The sequence below is a fragment of the Nitrospira sp. Ecomares 2.1 genome (genome assembly GCF_965152585.1).
Map to the genome: position 1 here is coordinate 625855 of NZ_OZ224219.1, position 15938 is coordinate 641792.

Sequence of the window (15938 nt, forward strand, 5' to 3'; positions counted from 1 at the left end):
TGGCATGATCAGCTTTAGTGGAGTTACCTTCTGTGAGTGAAGACCTTCCTTTGACCCCTCCCGGTTTAACGGAACACAAGGACTCCTATCTGGGGCTTCACCTTCTCCAGGAACAGCGGGAGGTTCTTCGGCAAAGATTAATCGAAGGGGCGATGGGCAGTGAAATCACCCAGGCTTTTTCAGATTTTATGGATGCTTTACTGATCGCGCGGTTTCGTGAGGTCATTCAGCAAGGCAATGCCGGTGTACGCGCTGGCTGGCAGCAGTGTTGTTTAGTGGCCATGGGGGGGTATGGGCGGCGGGAGTTAGCTCCATATTCCGACATCGATGTCATGATTCTCACTCAGGGCAATCAAGGAGAAGTCGCTGAGGCGCTTTCAACCGGAGTTTTTCACCGGCTTTGGGATCTTGGGTTTCAAGTTGGGCATAGTGTGCGGTCCCTCGCAGAATGCCTGACGATCGCAGAGGCCGACCTCGCTGCCTGTACCTCACTGATGGAAGCACGATTTCTTATTGGCAGTGCTTCAGTGTTTCAGGAATTTCAACGAAAATTCGCACGTCGGATCATCAAGAAGCGAGCGCAACGGTTTGTTCTCGATAAAATCCAAGAGCGGGAGAGAGAATATGCCAAATTTGGTGAGACGGTATTTATGCTCGAGCCGAATATTAAAAAAAGTAAGGGGGGGCTACGTGATCTGCATTTGTTGCAATGGATTGGCCAGGCTCGATATGGGGCGGGGACGATTCAAGAACTCTCGAATCGGGGAATAATTGCTATTCAGGATTATCAGGTTCTGCAGGATGCACAGGAATTTCTATGGCGAGTTCGGTGTTTTTTACATTTTGAAGCGGGACGGGCTCAAGATATTCTCACGTTCGACGATCAGGTTCGGCTCTCTGCAATTTGGGGATTTGTGGATCATCCTCATTTGCTGGCCGTTGAGCAATTTATGCAAGTGTATTTCCGTCATACGACCGGATTATTTGACCGTGGGCGGCGGTTTTTTGATCAAGCCAAAAAGGGAACTTGGCTTGACCGGGTCCGGCGATGGTGCCCTTCCCCCTTAATCGAAGGACATTTCCGTATTCTAGAAAATCGGTTGACAATTCAGACCGATAAATTACTTGAGGTGATGGAAAGCCCTATGTTGCTTCTTAAGTTATTTATGGTCTCTCATCGTCAGGCTGTCCCCATCGATTCGTGCATTCTCAATGAATTGTCCCAGCACATGGGAACCCTACCCAATGAACAGTTTCATATCAAATCGGTGAGTGTGCTTTTTCGACACATTTTGTCAACCCCTGGTCGGATAGCTCAAACTCTTGAGGCCATGCATCAGGCCGGTCTACTGGAAAAACTCGTGCCGGCTTTCTCCCGAGTACGTGGCCTCATGCAGTTCAATCAATATCATAAATACACGGTTGATGAGCACAGTCTGCTTGCAGTGAGGGAAGCGGAGCGCCTCCAGAATCATCAAGGAATAATAGGGGAAGTCTACCGGAACATCCCTGATAAAGACATTTTGCATTTGGCACTGCTGCTTCATGATTTAGGCAAAGGGCGTCCGGGGGATCATAGTGAAGTCGGTCAGGAGATTGCCCACCTAACGGCTGATCGGTTGGATTTATCTGAGAAGGAACGACAGGCTCTGGCATTCCTGGTTCGCCACCATTTGCAGATGTCTCATACGGCTTTTCGTCGAGACCTGAACGATCCGAAAACGATTGTCACATTCGCTCGAATTGTGAAAACCGTCGGGATCCTTCAGAAGCTCTTCATTCTGACGATTGCAGATATATCAGCGGTGGGACCTGAGGTGATGACGAAATGGAAGGAGTCCCTGTTAGGTGAACTGTATTCCCTGACCTACGCAGAGCTCGCAGGGGACACAGGTCCATCTAATTCCGGTGATGGGGGTATGAATTTTTCGCCAGAAGCTCGAAATGAACTTATCGGAATTTTAAAGAATTATCGAGGCGAAGGACGTTATCCTGAATTCGACTGGACGGAACGGGTGAATGCCACACTTCAACAACTTCCCGGTCGGTATGTTCAATCGACACCGGTTGGCCAGATGGCTGCGTATCTTTTAGCCATTCAATCTCTGTCTGTAAAGTCGACCCAAGTGGAGGCAAGATTCAATCAAACGTTAGGCGTATCGGAGTATGTGCTGATCACGCGGGAACAGACCAAGCCGGGAATTTTCATGCAAGTGGCGGGAGTATTGGCCACCATGGGATTGCAGGTATTGGAAGCGCAAATTATGACACTCAAGGATGGCACGGTGTGGGATGTGTTTTCGGTCTACGATTCTGATTATGAAGGGCCGCCATCTGTCGGTCGCCTAGAGGAGGTGGCGAAGGAGATTCAACAGGTCGTGGAGGGAAGGCAATCAGTGCATCAATTGGTTGAACGACGACGGCGCATGGCCTTTGGCCGTCCCTTTCCAACTGGCCGGCATCCCACGGAAGTCCATATTGATCAGGGGGTATCCGATGCTTATACGGTGATTGACATCTTTGCCGATGACAAGCAAGGGCTACTCTTTGTGATCGCTAAAACCCTGGTTCAATTGGATCTCTCAATTCATATGGCGAGAATCGGGACTAGGTTAGATCAGGTGGCTGATGTCTTTTATGTAACCAACTCCCATGGAGAAAAAATTCTTTCCGTTGAAAACTGTGAGCAAATTCAACATACTCTTCATGCCGCTGTTGATCAATTTCTGGATGAATAATGTAGATGGTTCTTGCGTATCATGCACCATCTACCGGCACGGTGAGTGATGGAAGAGGGCATTTGGTATAGACTCCGGCTTTTCAGCTAGAAACCTATTTTTGGCCATTAACCATTGCTGCATCTTCAGAAAATTTAAATTCACGGGAGAGGGTTTCGGAAATTCCCTTATTGTCAGGGTTGGATATTAATGCTTGGCGGCACTGCTTGACATCCTCCTCACATTTATCTAGTCGGGCATCAGATTTAGGCTAATATTGAGGTGTTCATCCAATGTTAAGGAAGGGAAATCCGGTAAACATTCTCCCATGCCGGTAGAAGGGTGTTAAGGAAACCACTTTTTGTGATTAGCGGAACAAATAGGTCTAATTGGGCATAGAGAAGCCGTCTCATCCAACAGGTCAGGGGCGTCAGAGAACGTAGCTTTAGTCCAAACCGGTTCTACCCTCCCCATAGCGGTGGGCGCTATGGGCAAATAACGGGAGTGGGCGTGTTTAGTTATTGTCCCCCTTCTATGATTACAGGGTTCTGCCGTGACTTAATGATGTGGTGAAATTACGGTATAGGATAAAGCATTTTTGTCCTAGATAGCATTAAAGTGTCTGGTGAACGAGGTGGGCATGCCGATGGCTTTTGATTTTTTTGGATTCCTTCATGGCGGCTAGTGCCTGGGATGTGATTGCAGATCCGCAATTCGTACAACACCAAAAGGCTCCGGTTGGTGCAAGTGTACTGTTCTGACATTGTGGGCAGCGTTGAAATGGCATGGTTGGTTCCTTTCTTAAGGCTAATTTTGTCAAAAAGCAGCATCAAAGTAAGTAGGGGACCCAGGAGTGCGAATGGGTCCCCTACTAGCTTGGAGAGGGGAAGAGTCCTCTCCGGGGGAGGCGGGCAGTTCGATGAGCGGAGATATCCGGATAAATGAATGTTGAGGACGTTTAACGACACCATGTTTGGGTGATTTGGTCATTTGTCCATCCTCATCCCTGGTCTTCCACGAGGCTACGAGAGTATTCCTGAGCGGCCTCTGAGCGATTGGGGAGCGGTTGAAGATTGAAAAGCATTGAAGAGGTGTTGGTTTGGGGAGTTGAGAAAATCATCCTTCCCGTGCTGGTTTGCATGAATCGGGTAACCACCACCTCAATGGCTTGACCGACCAGAGTGGCACCGTGGTCAACGACGACCATCGTGCCATCATCTAGATGTGCAATCCCCTGCCCTTGCCCTTGCCCTTCCTTGTGAATGAAAACCCGAATCGTTTCCCCAGGCAATACCAAAGGCCGTAATTGATAGGTTAATTCGTTCACATTGAGGGAAGATACACCTTGAAGTAATGCGACTTTTGCCAGGTTCCAATCGTTGGTCACGATCTTAGCTTCGCGATTTTTGGCTATGGCGATGAGTTGATGGTCAACTGCGGATATTTCGGGTTCCCAGTCCTCAATTATCACCACCTCCATGTTTGGCAACTGTTGGAGTTGAGATAAGATATCCAAGCCACGCTTCCCCTTAATTCGTTTAGAGGGGTGAGCGGAGTCGGCTAATGTTTGGAGTTCATGAAGAATACTTTTGGGAACCAGGAAAGGACCTTCCAAAAACCCTGTGGTGCAGAGAGGAAGTATTCTGCCATCGATAATGGCGCTAGAATCCAGCAATTTTTGAACGGTGTTCGATGGGGTAAGTGAAGTGTGGGGAGAAGATATTTTTGGTTGTTCAGCGATAGGGGCCGGCACCAGTGTGTTGGAGATGTGAATACCGACAATCAACCCGATGTAGGGACAGAGAAGAAACAGAGGGAGTCCGATCCACGGGGTGAGGGAAGACATCTGGAGGAGACCTGATCCCATTCCCATGATCGATAAAAAACCGATTCCTGCCAGGGCGACAATAAGTCCTATGCTACCACCAATCAAGGTGGAGCGGCGGCATGACATGAGTTGTCGTTCTATCAATAGGCCTATGCAGCCGATTGCCAAGCCGGTGGCTCCCAACAGCACGATGTCTGGAAGGGCATCGGTCCATTGAGAAGGAGCATGTCCTAGGCCGGCATGCATTCCTACCATGAGACACAAAATGAGAAACAGCCATTGGTGAACGGAAAGAAAGGGCGTTTTTGAAACAACGGGTACTGTGGAGGCTGGTGCAATCATCATAGAGTATATCCTTCAAAGGTTACTGCTAATTCGATAAATGAGGGAGGAGATTCATCCCGTTGGAGCCTCAAGTGGTAAGCAATGCGCCGGGGAATGGTCGAAGGTGAGCCTGGACTTGAGAACAGGTTGAGCAGATCTCTGGCAGAAATCACTTTCTGCAACCTCAAGCACTGTGGTAATCCCTCGGAGGTTCAGATCATGGAATAGACGAAATTGTAGGTAGCAACGATGGTCAAAAAATAATGTTTCGCATCGATGGGGTGGTAAAGAGTTGGTGAGGTGCAGGGAACGTTCCAAGCGCCTGAGAGGATCAGTCAATAACGGAAGACCAAAGTCCCGAGGAGGACGACACCAAGAATTCCCAAGTAAGGCTTTGTCAGATATTAAGGCCGCGAGCACGGCCCCACTTGCATGAAACCGGTCGGCTTGTTGTTCTAACAACCAGGCATCGGTTTCAGTAAAGGCGGGCAAGCAGCACAACACAAATTGGGATCCCTGAAATGCTGTTAAGGGAAGATACTGCAATCCTCCCTTTAACAGACAGGGGGTTTTCCACATTGGAGCACGTGTTCCGATCTTCATGTTATTTCCTCCTTGGTATCCAGTAAAAAATATGCCGGGTTTGAGAAATTGATCCATGAATATGTTGTGTCTGAGCACTTACGGGCATCCTGGGTAGAGTCAGGTGGTCACTCTTATTTATATGAATTTGAGATCCATTATCAATATCAAATTATGGTACATAAAACCACCAAGGATTGTCAATTTCAAGGATACTCATTTGGAAATGAATCATTTAATGTGGAAAACAGGCTGGTGAAAACAAGTGATCAGTGGGAAAAGACGGCTGCCGGGAGGTTACATCTTATTTATTTGAATTGAATGAAAGAATAATTGGATGAATATAAGGAATGGTGCCACTGGATGGACGCTGCTCTCTGGGTTGATTTTTAAATGGGATGTCCCCCGGCAGTCAGGTTTTTCAATCAAGTTGTAGTAGCTGCGTTCTGCTTCTCGTCAGTCATTCCGGTCTCCCCGTGTTTTTCATCTCGTTTTTTGATCAATTTAGAGGAGGGCAAAGGTTTGTCGGTCTTTTTCCTATTCCTCCAATTCCACGATTTGGAGATTCAAAAAGCTGATTTCCTTGAGAGAGCTTTTCCTGTATTTCCTGAAATGGGATATGGTGCTGTGGCCTCCTATGTGTGGGTTTAATTATCCTGGCGGTTTGCAAGTATCTGATCATCCACGTAATCCCCCCAATTAATGCACCGTTATGGGATGACCGCGTTGCCTGGAATGGCTGATTCACTCATTCCTCTCTACCCACATTCGCGTCCATTAAACATTCACTCCATCTTGAAAATTGTGTGAAACTGAAGTTGAAAATGAGCATTTATTAAATGCTCACCAAATGGTTTTATGAAAGAATCTGGCGTAAGGTATTGAGGAAGGGGCGGTAGAACGCCGCAGGGTTCTTCCTGCCTTATGGTTTACTCGTGGGCTGGTGCGGAAGTTATTTTGTTTGGTTAGTTCGTTCGGTAAAGAAGGACATTGATGTATGTGAAGAAAGAGAGCGAACTTTTTGCAACGTCACGACGACCCAGGGCAATCCTCGGAAAAGAAATGGGTCATGGCTTTTGATGTTGCCTGGGGACGGCAATGGGGCATGTTACATTGTCAGGTTGGTGGGCTGTCTGGTTGAGGTGTTGGAATTCTTTCACGTCAGTGGGCCTCACATTTTGAGCCATCCACCTACCTGTTTGTTTGGGATCATCCCCAACCAACACGGGAGTCTGCTGGGCAAAGTAGACGTACCGATCCTGGGCATACTCCACCATGAAGACCCATTGGTCATCCATACAGGCTTGATGTTCAATTTCTTTGATCGCTTGGGCCGACCATCCGGACCACGTAATGGGGTGTAAAGTGAAATGGTCCGGGATGCCATCTCCCGTGCCGTCATAGGCCATGGAAATCAGGCCATTGGGCAGGGGCTCCCAGGCTATGGGATGATCCGGAGTTCCTGATTGAACACTGTGAACGATTTGGGCCTGGCCACCCAAATAGATCAGAATACTCACACCGACCTGCAGCCAACGTTTTCCCATTCTTCAATCCTTTCCTAATGGCCTATGGCCATCATGAATTCTGGCCATGCCCACAGACCAATGATACTGAGAAAAACGAGTCCTAGTGATATCAACAAGCTGATGAACACGGGTTTTTCGCCTTCCACGATAAAAGAATGCCCGTTCATGTGAGATCCTCCTGGAAATGGTTTTCTTGCTACAGGGTGAGAGGGAGGCGATGGGTTTTATTCAAATGAAACTCACTCTCAATATCATTATTGTAACTCTTTTCTCGCTCCTATTACCATGACCAATGTTTAGAAAATGCATGTTTAAGAAAGGCATTTCCTTAACCGCGTGCTCAGTCATCTTCGTGAAAATAGATGTATCGATGGAAGGTACTTAGCCAGATTAATTTACTTAAGAGAAAGGGAACTCAGGCCAACATCAATTTCTGATGTTCCGTAAGGGAAAATTTGGTCAAAGGAAATAAGAATCTTATGAAGGCGGGCTGGGTTTAAGGGCATGGACTGAGGTTGAGTTTTTGTTTCATCGAAGTTGATTTTGAATCTCATTAATAGGTATTTATTCCTAGATATTTATATTGACGTTGGTGGAAGAACCGACGGATAATGTCTCACTCTGGCGGCTATCACATGGAGTGGCAGTGAGCCCTTTGAGGCCCCGCTTTTTTAATTCATTTCTATTTAATCACCAAAGGGAGGTGTGTAATGAAAGCCAAAAAGGGGGTTGTGGAATTTTTGAATCAAATTTTAACCGAGGAATTGACGGTTATTAACCAATATTTTCTCCATGCCAAAATGTGTGATAACTGGGGATATAACCGGTTGGAGCATAAAGTGAAAGAACGGAGTTTTAGCGAGATGAAAGACGCCGACAAAATTATTGAACATATTCTGTATCTTGAAGGCGTCCCCAATGTCCAGCGATTGGGAACGGTGAAAATCGGCGAGTCCGTGCCCGAACAACTGAAGTCGGATTTAGCGAAAGAAAAAAAGATGGTCACCCTCCTGACTGAGGCCATCCAACATTGTACAAAGGTTGGAGACTTCACGACGCGGCATCTGCTCGAAGATATGGTGGCAGATGAAGACGAACATATCGATTGGATTGAAACTCAGCAGGAAACAATTAAGCAGATTGGCCTGGAGAATTATTTGAGCGAGCAAATCAAGAATGAGGGGTAAGACGTTAATTGTTTGGCGTCAGGCGAAAGAGGAGGATGGTAGTTTTTAGTCCGTCCGCGAGCTTTCCAATATATTTTGCATAAGGCGAGGTGCCTGTATTCAACAGGCGCCTCGCGCATCAGGGAGATGAACAGGCTTTTTGCTTGTCCCATACGTAGCCTGTCATTTTAGGCTGAGAGTGATGTCCCGTTGCCTCCAAAGAGGAACCCTTCTCTCTCCCTCCGTTGTTCGTGGAAATCCGCTGTTATGATTTGTGTGAGCCTACACCTGTTCTTTTGTCACATGAAACGAGGATACATTTTTTTTCGTAATGCTTCGGGACGTTACAGAAGAGGACATAACGGCTTGAATCCAGGAGTACCTTATTATTCCTGCTGTTGCCAGGTGACAGTTCCTTTATGATCCTTCTCCTCCATCCGCGCAAGGTTGGCCGGATTCAGGGCAGTACGGAGGATCACCAATTCATGTGGCATCGTTTCGGATTTCACTGCTTAAATTGGGATCCGGCACGCTTTGGCCATGGTTTGAGATGTTCCTTTGATTCGTCAACTAGGTGAAGAGGCATGACGGATGTTTTCCATGATCATACTTGATGGATGACGAACATTTTTTTCAATGGCAATTGGAGATTGCTGCGTCAACAAGATCGGGTGCCCTTCGTAACCCAGCGGTGTTTGATACCTGAGCTGCCATTCTCGTCATTTGCATGGCATAGGCGAGGAACTCTTCTTTCTTAAAATGAAGGGTGACTGACTTATAGGTGAGATGAATTCGACTACAATCGCAGACATTCAGTTTGGGTTGTTGACTTGGTGGCATAGGTGTCTCCTGAGTGGTATGAGGTTGATTTGTTAGTGAGTGTCAGCAGAGGCTTGGATTCAGGTCCTGTTCAGCAAATATGAAATTGTCGGTGGGAGGAAAGTCGATATGTTCTTGAGTGGCCTGAGGATGAAAAACTTGGCATTGCTTCAATATGCCCAAAAGGAGGGTCATGCAATGCCAGTTGAACGAATGAGTCAGTTTGTTTCTGACTACTCCCTCTGGATCGAAGATGAAGCTCTGGCATTGGTTTAAGTGAGCTTCACTCGATAAGCCCAAGGCTCGACCTATGCGTTGTGCGGAGTCAGTCAATAAAGGGATGGAAAGGATTTTGGCTTTGGGTAGGTGGACAGCGAGAAACGGGTGAGCTGGGTGTTGGATGCCCAAAAGGGCGGCGCCCTGTTTTTGAACGGCTCTGCGAAACTGATTGAGAAACACGGCATCGCAAAATTCTAGGCGGGGCAGGCAACATAGCATGCCCCATTGTCCCTCCAGACTGGCTAGGTCCACATCGATCATATTCCCCTTCAGTAGTGCAGGAACCCGGATACGTGGAATAGTGGAATGTCCTATGGTCATGGCAATGGCCTCCATTGTGTTTGTGTGTGTCCTCCAACCGAAAAGATGGGTTGGGCGCCCGGGAGGAGGGAAAGACGCCCAACCTTTTTGAGCAGGTACTGGGTAGCTCGCCCTGGAATATAGTTTGTATTGATGGCTTTTAGCGTTCATTGGCATTTTGTGTGGGCTGGACTTCAGATACATCCTCAAACAGAGCCTGGAAACTTGAGGGAGAACAACCCACCGCATTCTTGAAAAAATGACTAAAGGCAAACTGATCGCTAAACCCAAGGGCTGTCGCAATTTCCCTGAGGTTGGCATGACCTTCTTGTAACAGAAATTTAGCTCGTTCTATTCGCAGTCTTTTGAGATGGAAACGGAACGATTCACCGATAACCGTGTGAAAGAGCTGCGAACAGTACTTTTCCGAATACCCCAAGAAGAGGGAAATGTCTTTGAGGGTAAGCCCCTGATGCAGATGTGAGATCATGAAGGTGTGAATCTGTTGAGCTGTTGAATGTGAAAATGCCCGGGTATCCTTTAACCCGGAGAGGAGGTCTTGCAGGATTTTGCAAATAAATGAAGATCGTTCTTCGACTGGATGTGTCCCGATTTTCACATGAGTCCCTTCTCGCGCCAAACAGCGTAATTCCTCTATCAGCTTTTCCAGGTGATCGTGTGAATTTTGTTGTTCTCGTTGGCATGTCATGGTGCCTCGACCGCATTGGACTTCAGTGCCTTTTATTGTATGTTTGGCAATAGGCCCCCCACCGTGGCAGGTCCAATCAGATGGTTGAGGGTTAGTTGGTTTGGATATTGTCTTCTTCATTATTTCCTATGACGTCATTGGTCTGGAGAGGAATCTTAAGAGAATTTATATTGGAAATATCCGTCGTCTCTGTAATTCGTCATTTAATGATAATGAAAATCATTTATGTTTTCAATAATAGATAAAAATAAATACTTTGCCCATGTTCAAATAACAGAAAAAGCATGTTTTTTGTCTATAACCGAAATTGAGCGATTCCCTTTCAAGCAGGAGGTTTTTCTCTGTCGAGGGGATCCCCAGGCAGCCTGAGCCATTGGCCTGGAGATGCCAAATCCTGGAAAAAATTGGTGCTTTGGCGGTGATTAACGAGCGTGAGATGGGTTCTCCTGTTGCGCCCATGATTTGGAGACGGTTTGACTGGATGGACGGGGAGTCTATAAGGCTGATGACGTTGATAGAAAGAGAGAATCGGCAAGGATCATTGACTGGTAGTGGTCACAGGCAACACCTCGACAAAAACAACTTCTTTGAAAGTTCTCGAGAGAAAAAATGGGATAAAAACAACCGGGAGGATCAATCAGTGACCGTAAGCAGATATCATCGCACATGCCCGATGCGCACCTTCATCTAATCGTTGTACCCGTTGTACCCGTTGTACCACAAGGAATTCCTTTCCCGGATCTCTTAGCGCAATCCCTTCCATGAGCCTCACGCCGAGCCTGGGGCTCGACTTGGCCATGCTACTTTTGGCGCCATAGACAGCCGAGGAGGACATATAACAACTTTCTGTCGGCAACATCTCACGCTTCTGGTCAGGGGTAAAGCCCCTCAGAATCATCTTCTCTTCCATGCCGTTCCCTCCTTCTGAGAACGACTCACTTTGTACGGCATGTTGTCTCACTATAAAAACAGGCACTCTTAATGAGGAAAATCGGTCTGAATCGGAATGGGAGGTGCAACGAACCGGGATGAACCATCCTTCGAGGAAAGTTCCTCCCGTAGTATGGCTTCAGGTGATTTCTCAAATTCGCTGCTTTCGGAATCGTGGGAGGGAAGGAACCATCTTGCAAGAAAAGGCATTCAAAAAAACAAGCCCACGGTGAAAAATTCACCGTGGGCTTAAGGAAGTTCAGTTTCTTCCAGTTGTTAGGGATACATGTGTAAGATCTTGTCTCGACGATATTTTAGCCGTTTATTCGTAGTCTTCGTTTAAGGATCGTAAAAAAGCCGTTAAGGCCGGGATATCTTCTGGGAGTAAGACGATGTTTTTGAGCTGGGACGCGCCATTGCGTAGTTTCCCGTTTCGCATTAATTCCGAATTTGTCATATATCCTCGAATTACATCCTCCAGGGTGTCGGCGATCCCAGTATGACTATAGGGAGCTGAATGCCCTAAGTCGCGGAGGCCTGGAGTTTTGAAGGCTCCAATGGCTTTTGGGAGGAGTCGATCTGGTCGACAGGCCTGGAAACCACGAAACACCCCAAAGTGTTCATTGAGGGCGTCCTCGCAGAGGATGGACCAAATAGGTAGCTGAGAGCCGGGAAAGTCGGGATTCCAGAAAATGTTCCAAATGCCCAGGTCGGTCTGTTGGGGGTTGTCCGGCGAGGGGATAGCGCGGAATGGTTCTTGAGCATAAGGATGCTTTCCCGTGGCAGGCAGGTAGGCTTCGATATTTCCATTTCGTTCATCCAATCCTGGGATTTGAATCATGGAAAACGATTCGGGACCATGAATGCGTTCATACTCTGTTTGGGCAATTCCAGTATTGTGAAATCGAAAATCGGTGAAATTGGGTGGGGTATGACATGCCACACAATTCCCAATTCCTCCCTGGGCCTGGTCACTGGGGCGAATCTGGTGACCTTTATGACGACGATGTCTGTGTCGGTTCTGTTGAGCGAAAAAGATTTTCAACCCTTTTAGTTCCTCAGGCCCAAAGGTGAATGGTTGATTATGGAACTGAAACTTGCCATCTGCCGTATGGGGATTTTTCTCCACGAATTGCAGGGTCGGGCTATCGGAAGAAGAGGGTGAGGGCCATCGGGAATAATTTTGGGAATCGTATGATTCGAGGAATTGAATCTGTTGGAGCAACCGGCGAGTATATGAATCCGGAGACTCCCATTTATCCGGTTGGCGTGGCAAATCGTTGATCTCAAGAAAGGCATCATAGGGAGAGAGATTGTAGTTCCCTTCGTCATCCTGTGAGAAGAGGAGTTGATCCGTGTAGGCGGCGATGAGTTGTGTGACGGCTTGAACCAGTTGCAGGTCGGTGGCTTGAGAGACCTCTACGCGGAAATCTTCAGGGATCAGAAATTCTTGAGGAATTGATGGATCGGTTCCGGTGAACAGGACACGATAGGATAGTCCACCAAATTCTTGCGCAAGATCTCCGGTTCCAGAGTCTTGTCGTATAATCCTGGCAATATGGGAAATGGCGGCTGCCTCTTCGTTGGGAAGCCATCCATAGTTTCTTCCGGTGAGTGTGCCTTTGACCAAATCCACCATCGTTGGGAATTCAGCATCGGTATGAAGAAAAAACATTTGTCGCGGAAGAGCGGCATTGACCAATGGGGGCGCGTTTCGAACCGATGTGTGTTTTTCATCTTCACGGGCTGGGATAGGACTTCGTCGTGCAAAATCCGAATAGGTATTCATGCCGTATTTCGGAATGTCGAGTACTTCATCGACAAAATGGCAACTTCGGCAGTTCATCGATTGGCCGGCAAACGGGCCATCGGCATATTGATCTGGCGGGAGTTGCCAATTCGCCACTTTGTCGAGAGCGGGATCGCCTTGCGTCAAGGGATCATTCACATCGCCCCCGTCATCCAGAAAAATTTTAAATAATTGAGCAAATCGGGTTTCCAGAAACAACCGTTCTCCGTTGGTGACTTCCGGTGGATCGGCTTCTTCGGCTTCCTGCGCTAACACCGCAGGTGCATTGACGAGAAAGGATAGAGTTGATGTGAGTAAGGAAATACAAAAGACCTGCGCGCAAGAGAAAATAATAACTCTACGGATGTTCATGGGGGCACCTCGCTTTAAAATGAATCCTTTTTCGGAGAAATCCTCTTTGATTTCTCTCTTATGGATGAATGGTGAATGTATCCTCACACGTCATGTGTAGAGGAGGATCAAGGCGAGGGGGACAGGAGGAGGCCAACCCCCTCACCCTCATGAGGATGAATGCACGAGTAGTCATCCTCGGAGTAAATTAAGAATCAGAACATGGCACTCTCTGACCACAAAAAAGCCCATGAGCGTAGAATGGCAGCTCATGGGCTCTGGACTCCAAAAGTCTCGGGCCGTAAGAATGTGGCGAGACGTACTTAGTCGTCAGACATTGGCATCCTCAACGCGGCCTTTTGTGACCGTATTTCATTTATGGGTACGTCAAACATCATGAAAAATCCAATGCCGAATTGAAAGATCTCCGGCCAACTGTGATGGCCAACACAGGGAGATCTGGGTAAAGAGTCAGGGCACAGATTGGAATTTATGGCTTTTGAGCCAAAAACCAGCCCTTGCTGTTCATGCATTGTGCCAAGGCATCATCGGTTAGTCCTTTGCTGAAGGGGTTAAATGAGGACTCGGAATGAGCGTCATTGATCAGGATTTCCCGACATGAGCGCAGATCCTGTTCGAATTCACCCTCGCCTGCGTCTGGTTTTGCCCAATACAACTCCGGGGAGCAGGCAGAAAGAAATACAGAAAAGAGGCTGATGCCAATCCACATTCCATAGCTATGGTGAAAAAACCCTGACCAGGCTGATGCACGATGTGGACAAAGCGTCTGTTCCTTTCTCATGAAAATTTTTCCGGCTGATTCGATTGAGTGAGAAGGTTTTTGTCGCAGCCCATCATAAAGTCCATTAGCCTTTTCAAGCCACCTGGATAGTTGAAGTGACCCGCGTGTAGGCATGGGTCCAGGTAAAGAATATTTTTCTAATCGGGGAAAGGACATAATCAGTCATCCGACTCCGGCATCATAAAGGCGGATTTTTGCCACCACATTTCGTACATGGGTATGACGAACATGATGACAAATCCAATAACCATCAGGATGTCTCCGGTCAACATGGCGATGGTAAAGATTGGGGACACATAGGCAATCAGCCACGGTGAAACCAGATCCAGGGTGACCCCGACAAAGGCCATCCATGTCGTAACCACTTTTATTGTGGGGCTGACCATCGTGAGATAGAGGACATGGACCAAAATCATGAATGTGACCGGCATGGTGAACAGATGAAAGTGGGTGGTCTCGGCCAGTTGGCCAAAGGGCATTGGTTCACCAAAGGTCGCATCAGACCCTCGATAATGTTCGGCAAGGCCTTTAAGGGTTAACTCGGTCATGCTATGAGCCCAGAAGAAGGTGAAAATAAATCCTGCGAGCATGAGCAGGAGAAACCAGGTATAGACTAGGCGGATATGGCGGTCGGTATCACGAAGCCGGAAACGGGCATTAAAATTTCGCATTCCATTCTTGCAGGAGGTTAGAACCCCAGCAGGGACTCCAAAAAACCTTTGTTCCCTCGACTGGCGGTATTGATGGAGGGGTTTTGACTTTTGGATTGCAGATAAAGTTCATGGGCCAGGACGAGAGCGCGTTTAACGCCGGCACTCATGGACCGCACGGACATGGTGGCGCCGGAAATATTGATGACATCCCGGTTAATCCGAATGGGGTCGTCAATCGTTTTTCCTTGGTATTGGTAATTAAAGCGTTTCTTTCCAACTTCGCTCCCCCGTGATTCTCGGTATACCAATACTTCAACGTTGGTGACTTCCCCATCGGGGTCAACGCCTACCATGTAGGTCATCGCCTTATGCTTACCGATGGTATGCTGGACAAAAGCCCATCCATCGATTTTTCCATTCGTTTCTCCAATAAAGCAATCAAAGTTCGATTCCGGAAATTGCCATCCAATTCGTTCCTCAATGAGTTGTTTCTGGTCTTTGGTGAGATTGATGACCTCCATGCGGATGGAATCGGATTCAGGAAATGTCAATTTTGCGGCTTCTTCAGGAGTCAGGTAGACATCTTCCTGCACCATTTCTTGGGGCGTGAGGTATCGGTTTAGGTCCTGATCCCAAATTTGTTCGTCTTGGGCCTGGCCCAATGAGGTCAGGCCAAGAGAAAGGAGCGTGTTGAGAAAGAGGATAATCAGGATTCGATGAAACATCCTTCAGCCTCAAGTTTTTCGGTTAAGTTGTTTAAAATGTTATTCACGGCTTGTTGTGATGGTTCGACCGGGTACCAATCATAAAGCCTGGCGCCCCCACGGAATCCCCAATGTTGCCGCCTTTCTGCAATTTGTAGCCGTACGGCATTGGAATCGAGGGGCTTCAAAGTCAGTGTCAGTTGCGATCGTTCCTTGTCCCCCATGCCTTCCCGTTGAAAAAGGCCATACTTGGCGCCTTCCACATATTCCACCCGCCACCCGGTTTCGATTACTCCGTTGGGCTTGTCTTTCTTCGTTACCGGGTAGGCCCTGAGGGTTTCCAGGGAGGAATCCCATACGGAATCAATTGGACAGGCCATGTATCGATCGACAACCAAGTCTTGACCGGTAAGGAAAGCGCAGCTCAGAAAAAACATTGGGCATATAAAAATTGAG

15 protein-coding genes are annotated in these 15938 nt (G+C 47.6%); 2 read left to right on the top strand and 13 right to left on the bottom strand.

Annotated features, from left to right (window positions below):
- The first annotated feature begins 32 nt into the window (after positions 1 to 32).
- Positions 33 to 2738: a [protein-PII] uridylyltransferase gene (gene glnD, locus ACWHYD_RS02935; protein ID WP_447964432.1), complete on the top strand. Its 2706-nt coding sequence runs from the start codon at positions 33 to 35 to the stop codon at positions 2736 to 2738.
- 979 nt (positions 2739 to 3717) lie between these two features.
- Here glnD and ACWHYD_RS02940 read toward each other — a convergent pair.
- The 4 genes from ACWHYD_RS02940 to ACWHYD_RS02955 all read right to left on the bottom strand — a co-directional run bounded on the left by ACWHYD_RS02940 (position 3718) and on the right by ACWHYD_RS02955 (position 7147).
- Positions 3718 to 4890: a PIN domain-containing protein gene (locus ACWHYD_RS02940; RefSeq protein ID WP_447964433.1), complete on the bottom strand. Its 1173-nt coding sequence runs from the start codon at positions 4888 to 4890 to the stop codon at positions 3718 to 3720.
- A gap of 51 nt (positions 4891 to 4941) precedes the next feature.
- Complete coding sequence (locus ACWHYD_RS02945; protein WP_447964434.1) at positions 4942 to 5472, bottom strand: hypothetical protein; 531 nt, start codon at positions 5470 to 5472, stop codon at positions 4942 to 4944.
- A gap of 1046 nt (positions 5473 to 6518) precedes the next feature.
- A complete protein-coding gene (locus ACWHYD_RS02950) occupies positions 6519 to 6998 on the bottom strand; it encodes a hypothetical protein (protein WP_447964435.1) in 480 nt (159 codons plus the stop codon).
- A 14-nt stretch (positions 6999 to 7012) separates the two neighbouring features.
- Positions 7013 to 7147, bottom strand: coding sequence for a hypothetical protein (locus tag ACWHYD_RS02955; RefSeq protein ID WP_447964436.1), 135 nt, complete (start codon positions 7145 to 7147; stop codon positions 7013 to 7015).
- A gap of 543 nt (positions 7148 to 7690) precedes the next feature.
- Between ACWHYD_RS02955 and bfr the strand changes: the two genes are divergently transcribed.
- Entirely contained in the window at positions 7691 to 8167 is a 477-nt protein-coding gene (gene bfr, locus ACWHYD_RS02960) for a bacterioferritin (protein WP_447964437.1), read from the top strand.
- A gap of 612 nt (positions 8168 to 8779) precedes the next feature.
- On the opposite strand, the gene ACWHYD_RS02965 is transcribed toward bfr, so the two are convergent.
- The 9 genes from ACWHYD_RS02965 to ACWHYD_RS03005 form a co-directional block, all read right to left on the bottom strand.
- The gene (locus ACWHYD_RS02965) at positions 8780 to 8986 is read right to left on the bottom strand and encodes a hypothetical protein (RefSeq protein WP_447964438.1); all 207 of its coding nucleotides are present in this window, start codon (positions 8984 to 8986) and stop codon (positions 8780 to 8782) included.
- A 42-nt stretch (positions 8987 to 9028) separates the two neighbouring features.
- Entirely contained in the window at positions 9029 to 9565 is a 537-nt protein-coding gene (locus tag ACWHYD_RS02970) for a redoxin domain-containing protein (RefSeq protein WP_447964439.1), read from the bottom strand.
- Between the two features lie 139 nt (positions 9566 to 9704).
- Positions 9705 to 10373 carry a helix-turn-helix transcriptional regulator gene (locus ACWHYD_RS02975; protein WP_447964440.1) on the bottom strand — a complete coding sequence of 223 codons (669 nt, stop codon included), beginning with the start codon at positions 10371 to 10373 and terminating at the stop codon, positions 9705 to 9707.
- Positions 10374 to 10890: 517 nt separating this feature from the next.
- Positions 10891 to 11163 (bottom strand): hypothetical protein, encoded by a 273-nt coding sequence (locus tag ACWHYD_RS02980; protein WP_447964441.1) that lies wholly within the window; start codon positions 11161 to 11163, stop codon positions 10891 to 10893.
- 342 nt (positions 11164 to 11505) lie between these two features.
- On the bottom strand, positions 11506 to 13344 hold the full coding sequence (locus tag ACWHYD_RS02985; protein WP_447964442.1) for a hypothetical protein: 1839 nt from the start codon (positions 13342 to 13344) through the stop codon (positions 11506 to 11508).
- A gap of 469 nt (positions 13345 to 13813) precedes the next feature.
- Positions 13814 to 14125 carry a hypothetical protein gene (locus ACWHYD_RS02990; protein ID WP_447964443.1) on the bottom strand — a complete coding sequence of 104 codons (312 nt, stop codon included), beginning with the start codon at positions 14123 to 14125 and terminating at the stop codon, positions 13814 to 13816.
- 158 nt (positions 14126 to 14283) lie between these two features.
- Positions 14284 to 14796 carry a hypothetical protein gene (locus ACWHYD_RS02995; protein ID WP_447964444.1) on the bottom strand — a complete coding sequence of 171 codons (513 nt, stop codon included), beginning with the start codon at positions 14794 to 14796 and terminating at the stop codon, positions 14284 to 14286.
- A 17-nt stretch (positions 14797 to 14813) separates the two neighbouring features.
- The gene (locus ACWHYD_RS03000; RefSeq protein ID WP_447964445.1) at positions 14814 to 15503 is read right to left on the bottom strand and encodes an FMN-binding protein; all 690 of its coding nucleotides are present in this window, start codon (positions 15501 to 15503) and stop codon (positions 14814 to 14816) included.
- Positions 15485 to 15862, bottom strand: a complete 378-nt coding sequence (locus tag ACWHYD_RS03005) for a hypothetical protein (RefSeq protein ID WP_447964446.1) — start codon at positions 15860 to 15862, stop codon at positions 15485 to 15487. The genes ACWHYD_RS03000 and ACWHYD_RS03005 overlap by 19 nt, the downstream gene beginning before the upstream one ends.
- Positions 15863 to 15938 lie beyond the last annotated feature (76 nt).

What these genes read in the sequence shown, in the direction of transcription:
- ACWHYD_RS02940 (WP_447964433.1), bottom strand. Translation starts at nt 4,890, where the DNA reads ATGATGATTGCACCAGCCTCCACAGTACCCGTTGTTTCAAAAACGCCC.
- ACWHYD_RS02945 (WP_447964434.1), bottom strand. Translation starts at nt 5,472, where the DNA reads ATGAAGATCGGAACACGTGCTCCAATGTGGAAAACCCCCTGTCTGTTA.
- ACWHYD_RS02950 (WP_447964435.1), bottom strand. Translation starts at nt 6,998, where the DNA reads ATGGGAAAACGTTGGCTGCAGGTCGGTGTGAGTATTCTGATCTATTTG.
- ACWHYD_RS02955 (WP_447964436.1), bottom strand. Translation starts at nt 7,147, where the DNA reads ATGAACGGGCATTCTTTTATCGTGGAAGGCGAAAAACCCGTGTTCATC.
- bfr (WP_447964437.1), top strand. Translation starts at nt 7,691, where the DNA reads ATGAAAGCCAAAAAGGGGGTTGTGGAATTTTTGAATCAAATTTTAACC.
- ACWHYD_RS02965 (WP_447964438.1), bottom strand. Translation starts at nt 8,986, where the DNA reads ATGCCACCAAGTCAACAACCCAAACTGAATGTCTGCGATTGTAGTCGA.
- ACWHYD_RS02970 (WP_447964439.1), bottom strand. Translation starts at nt 9,565, where the DNA reads ATGACCATAGGACATTCCACTATTCCACGTATCCGGGTTCCTGCACTA.
- ACWHYD_RS02975 (WP_447964440.1), bottom strand. Translation starts at nt 10,373, where the DNA reads ATGAAGAAGACAATATCCAAACCAACTAACCCTCAACCATCTGATTGG.
- ACWHYD_RS02980 (WP_447964441.1), bottom strand. Translation starts at nt 11,163, where the DNA reads ATGGAAGAGAAGATGATTCTGAGGGGCTTTACCCCTGACCAGAAGCGT.
- ACWHYD_RS02985 (WP_447964442.1), bottom strand. Translation starts at nt 13,344, where the DNA reads ATGAACATCCGTAGAGTTATTATTTTCTCTTGCGCGCAGGTCTTTTGT.
- ACWHYD_RS02990 (WP_447964443.1), bottom strand. Translation starts at nt 14,125, where the DNA reads ATGAGAAAGGAACAGACGCTTTGTCCACATCGTGCATCAGCCTGGTCA.
- ACWHYD_RS02995 (WP_447964444.1), bottom strand. Translation starts at nt 14,796, where the DNA reads ATGCGAAATTTTAATGCCCGTTTCCGGCTTCGTGATACCGACCGCCAT.
- ACWHYD_RS03000 (WP_447964445.1), bottom strand. Translation starts at nt 15,503, where the DNA reads ATGTTTCATCGAATCCTGATTATCCTCTTTCTCAACACGCTCCTTTCT.
- ACWHYD_RS03005 (WP_447964446.1), bottom strand. Translation starts at nt 15,862, where the DNA reads ATGGCCTGTCCAATTGATTCCGTATGGGATTCCTCCCTGGAAACCCTC.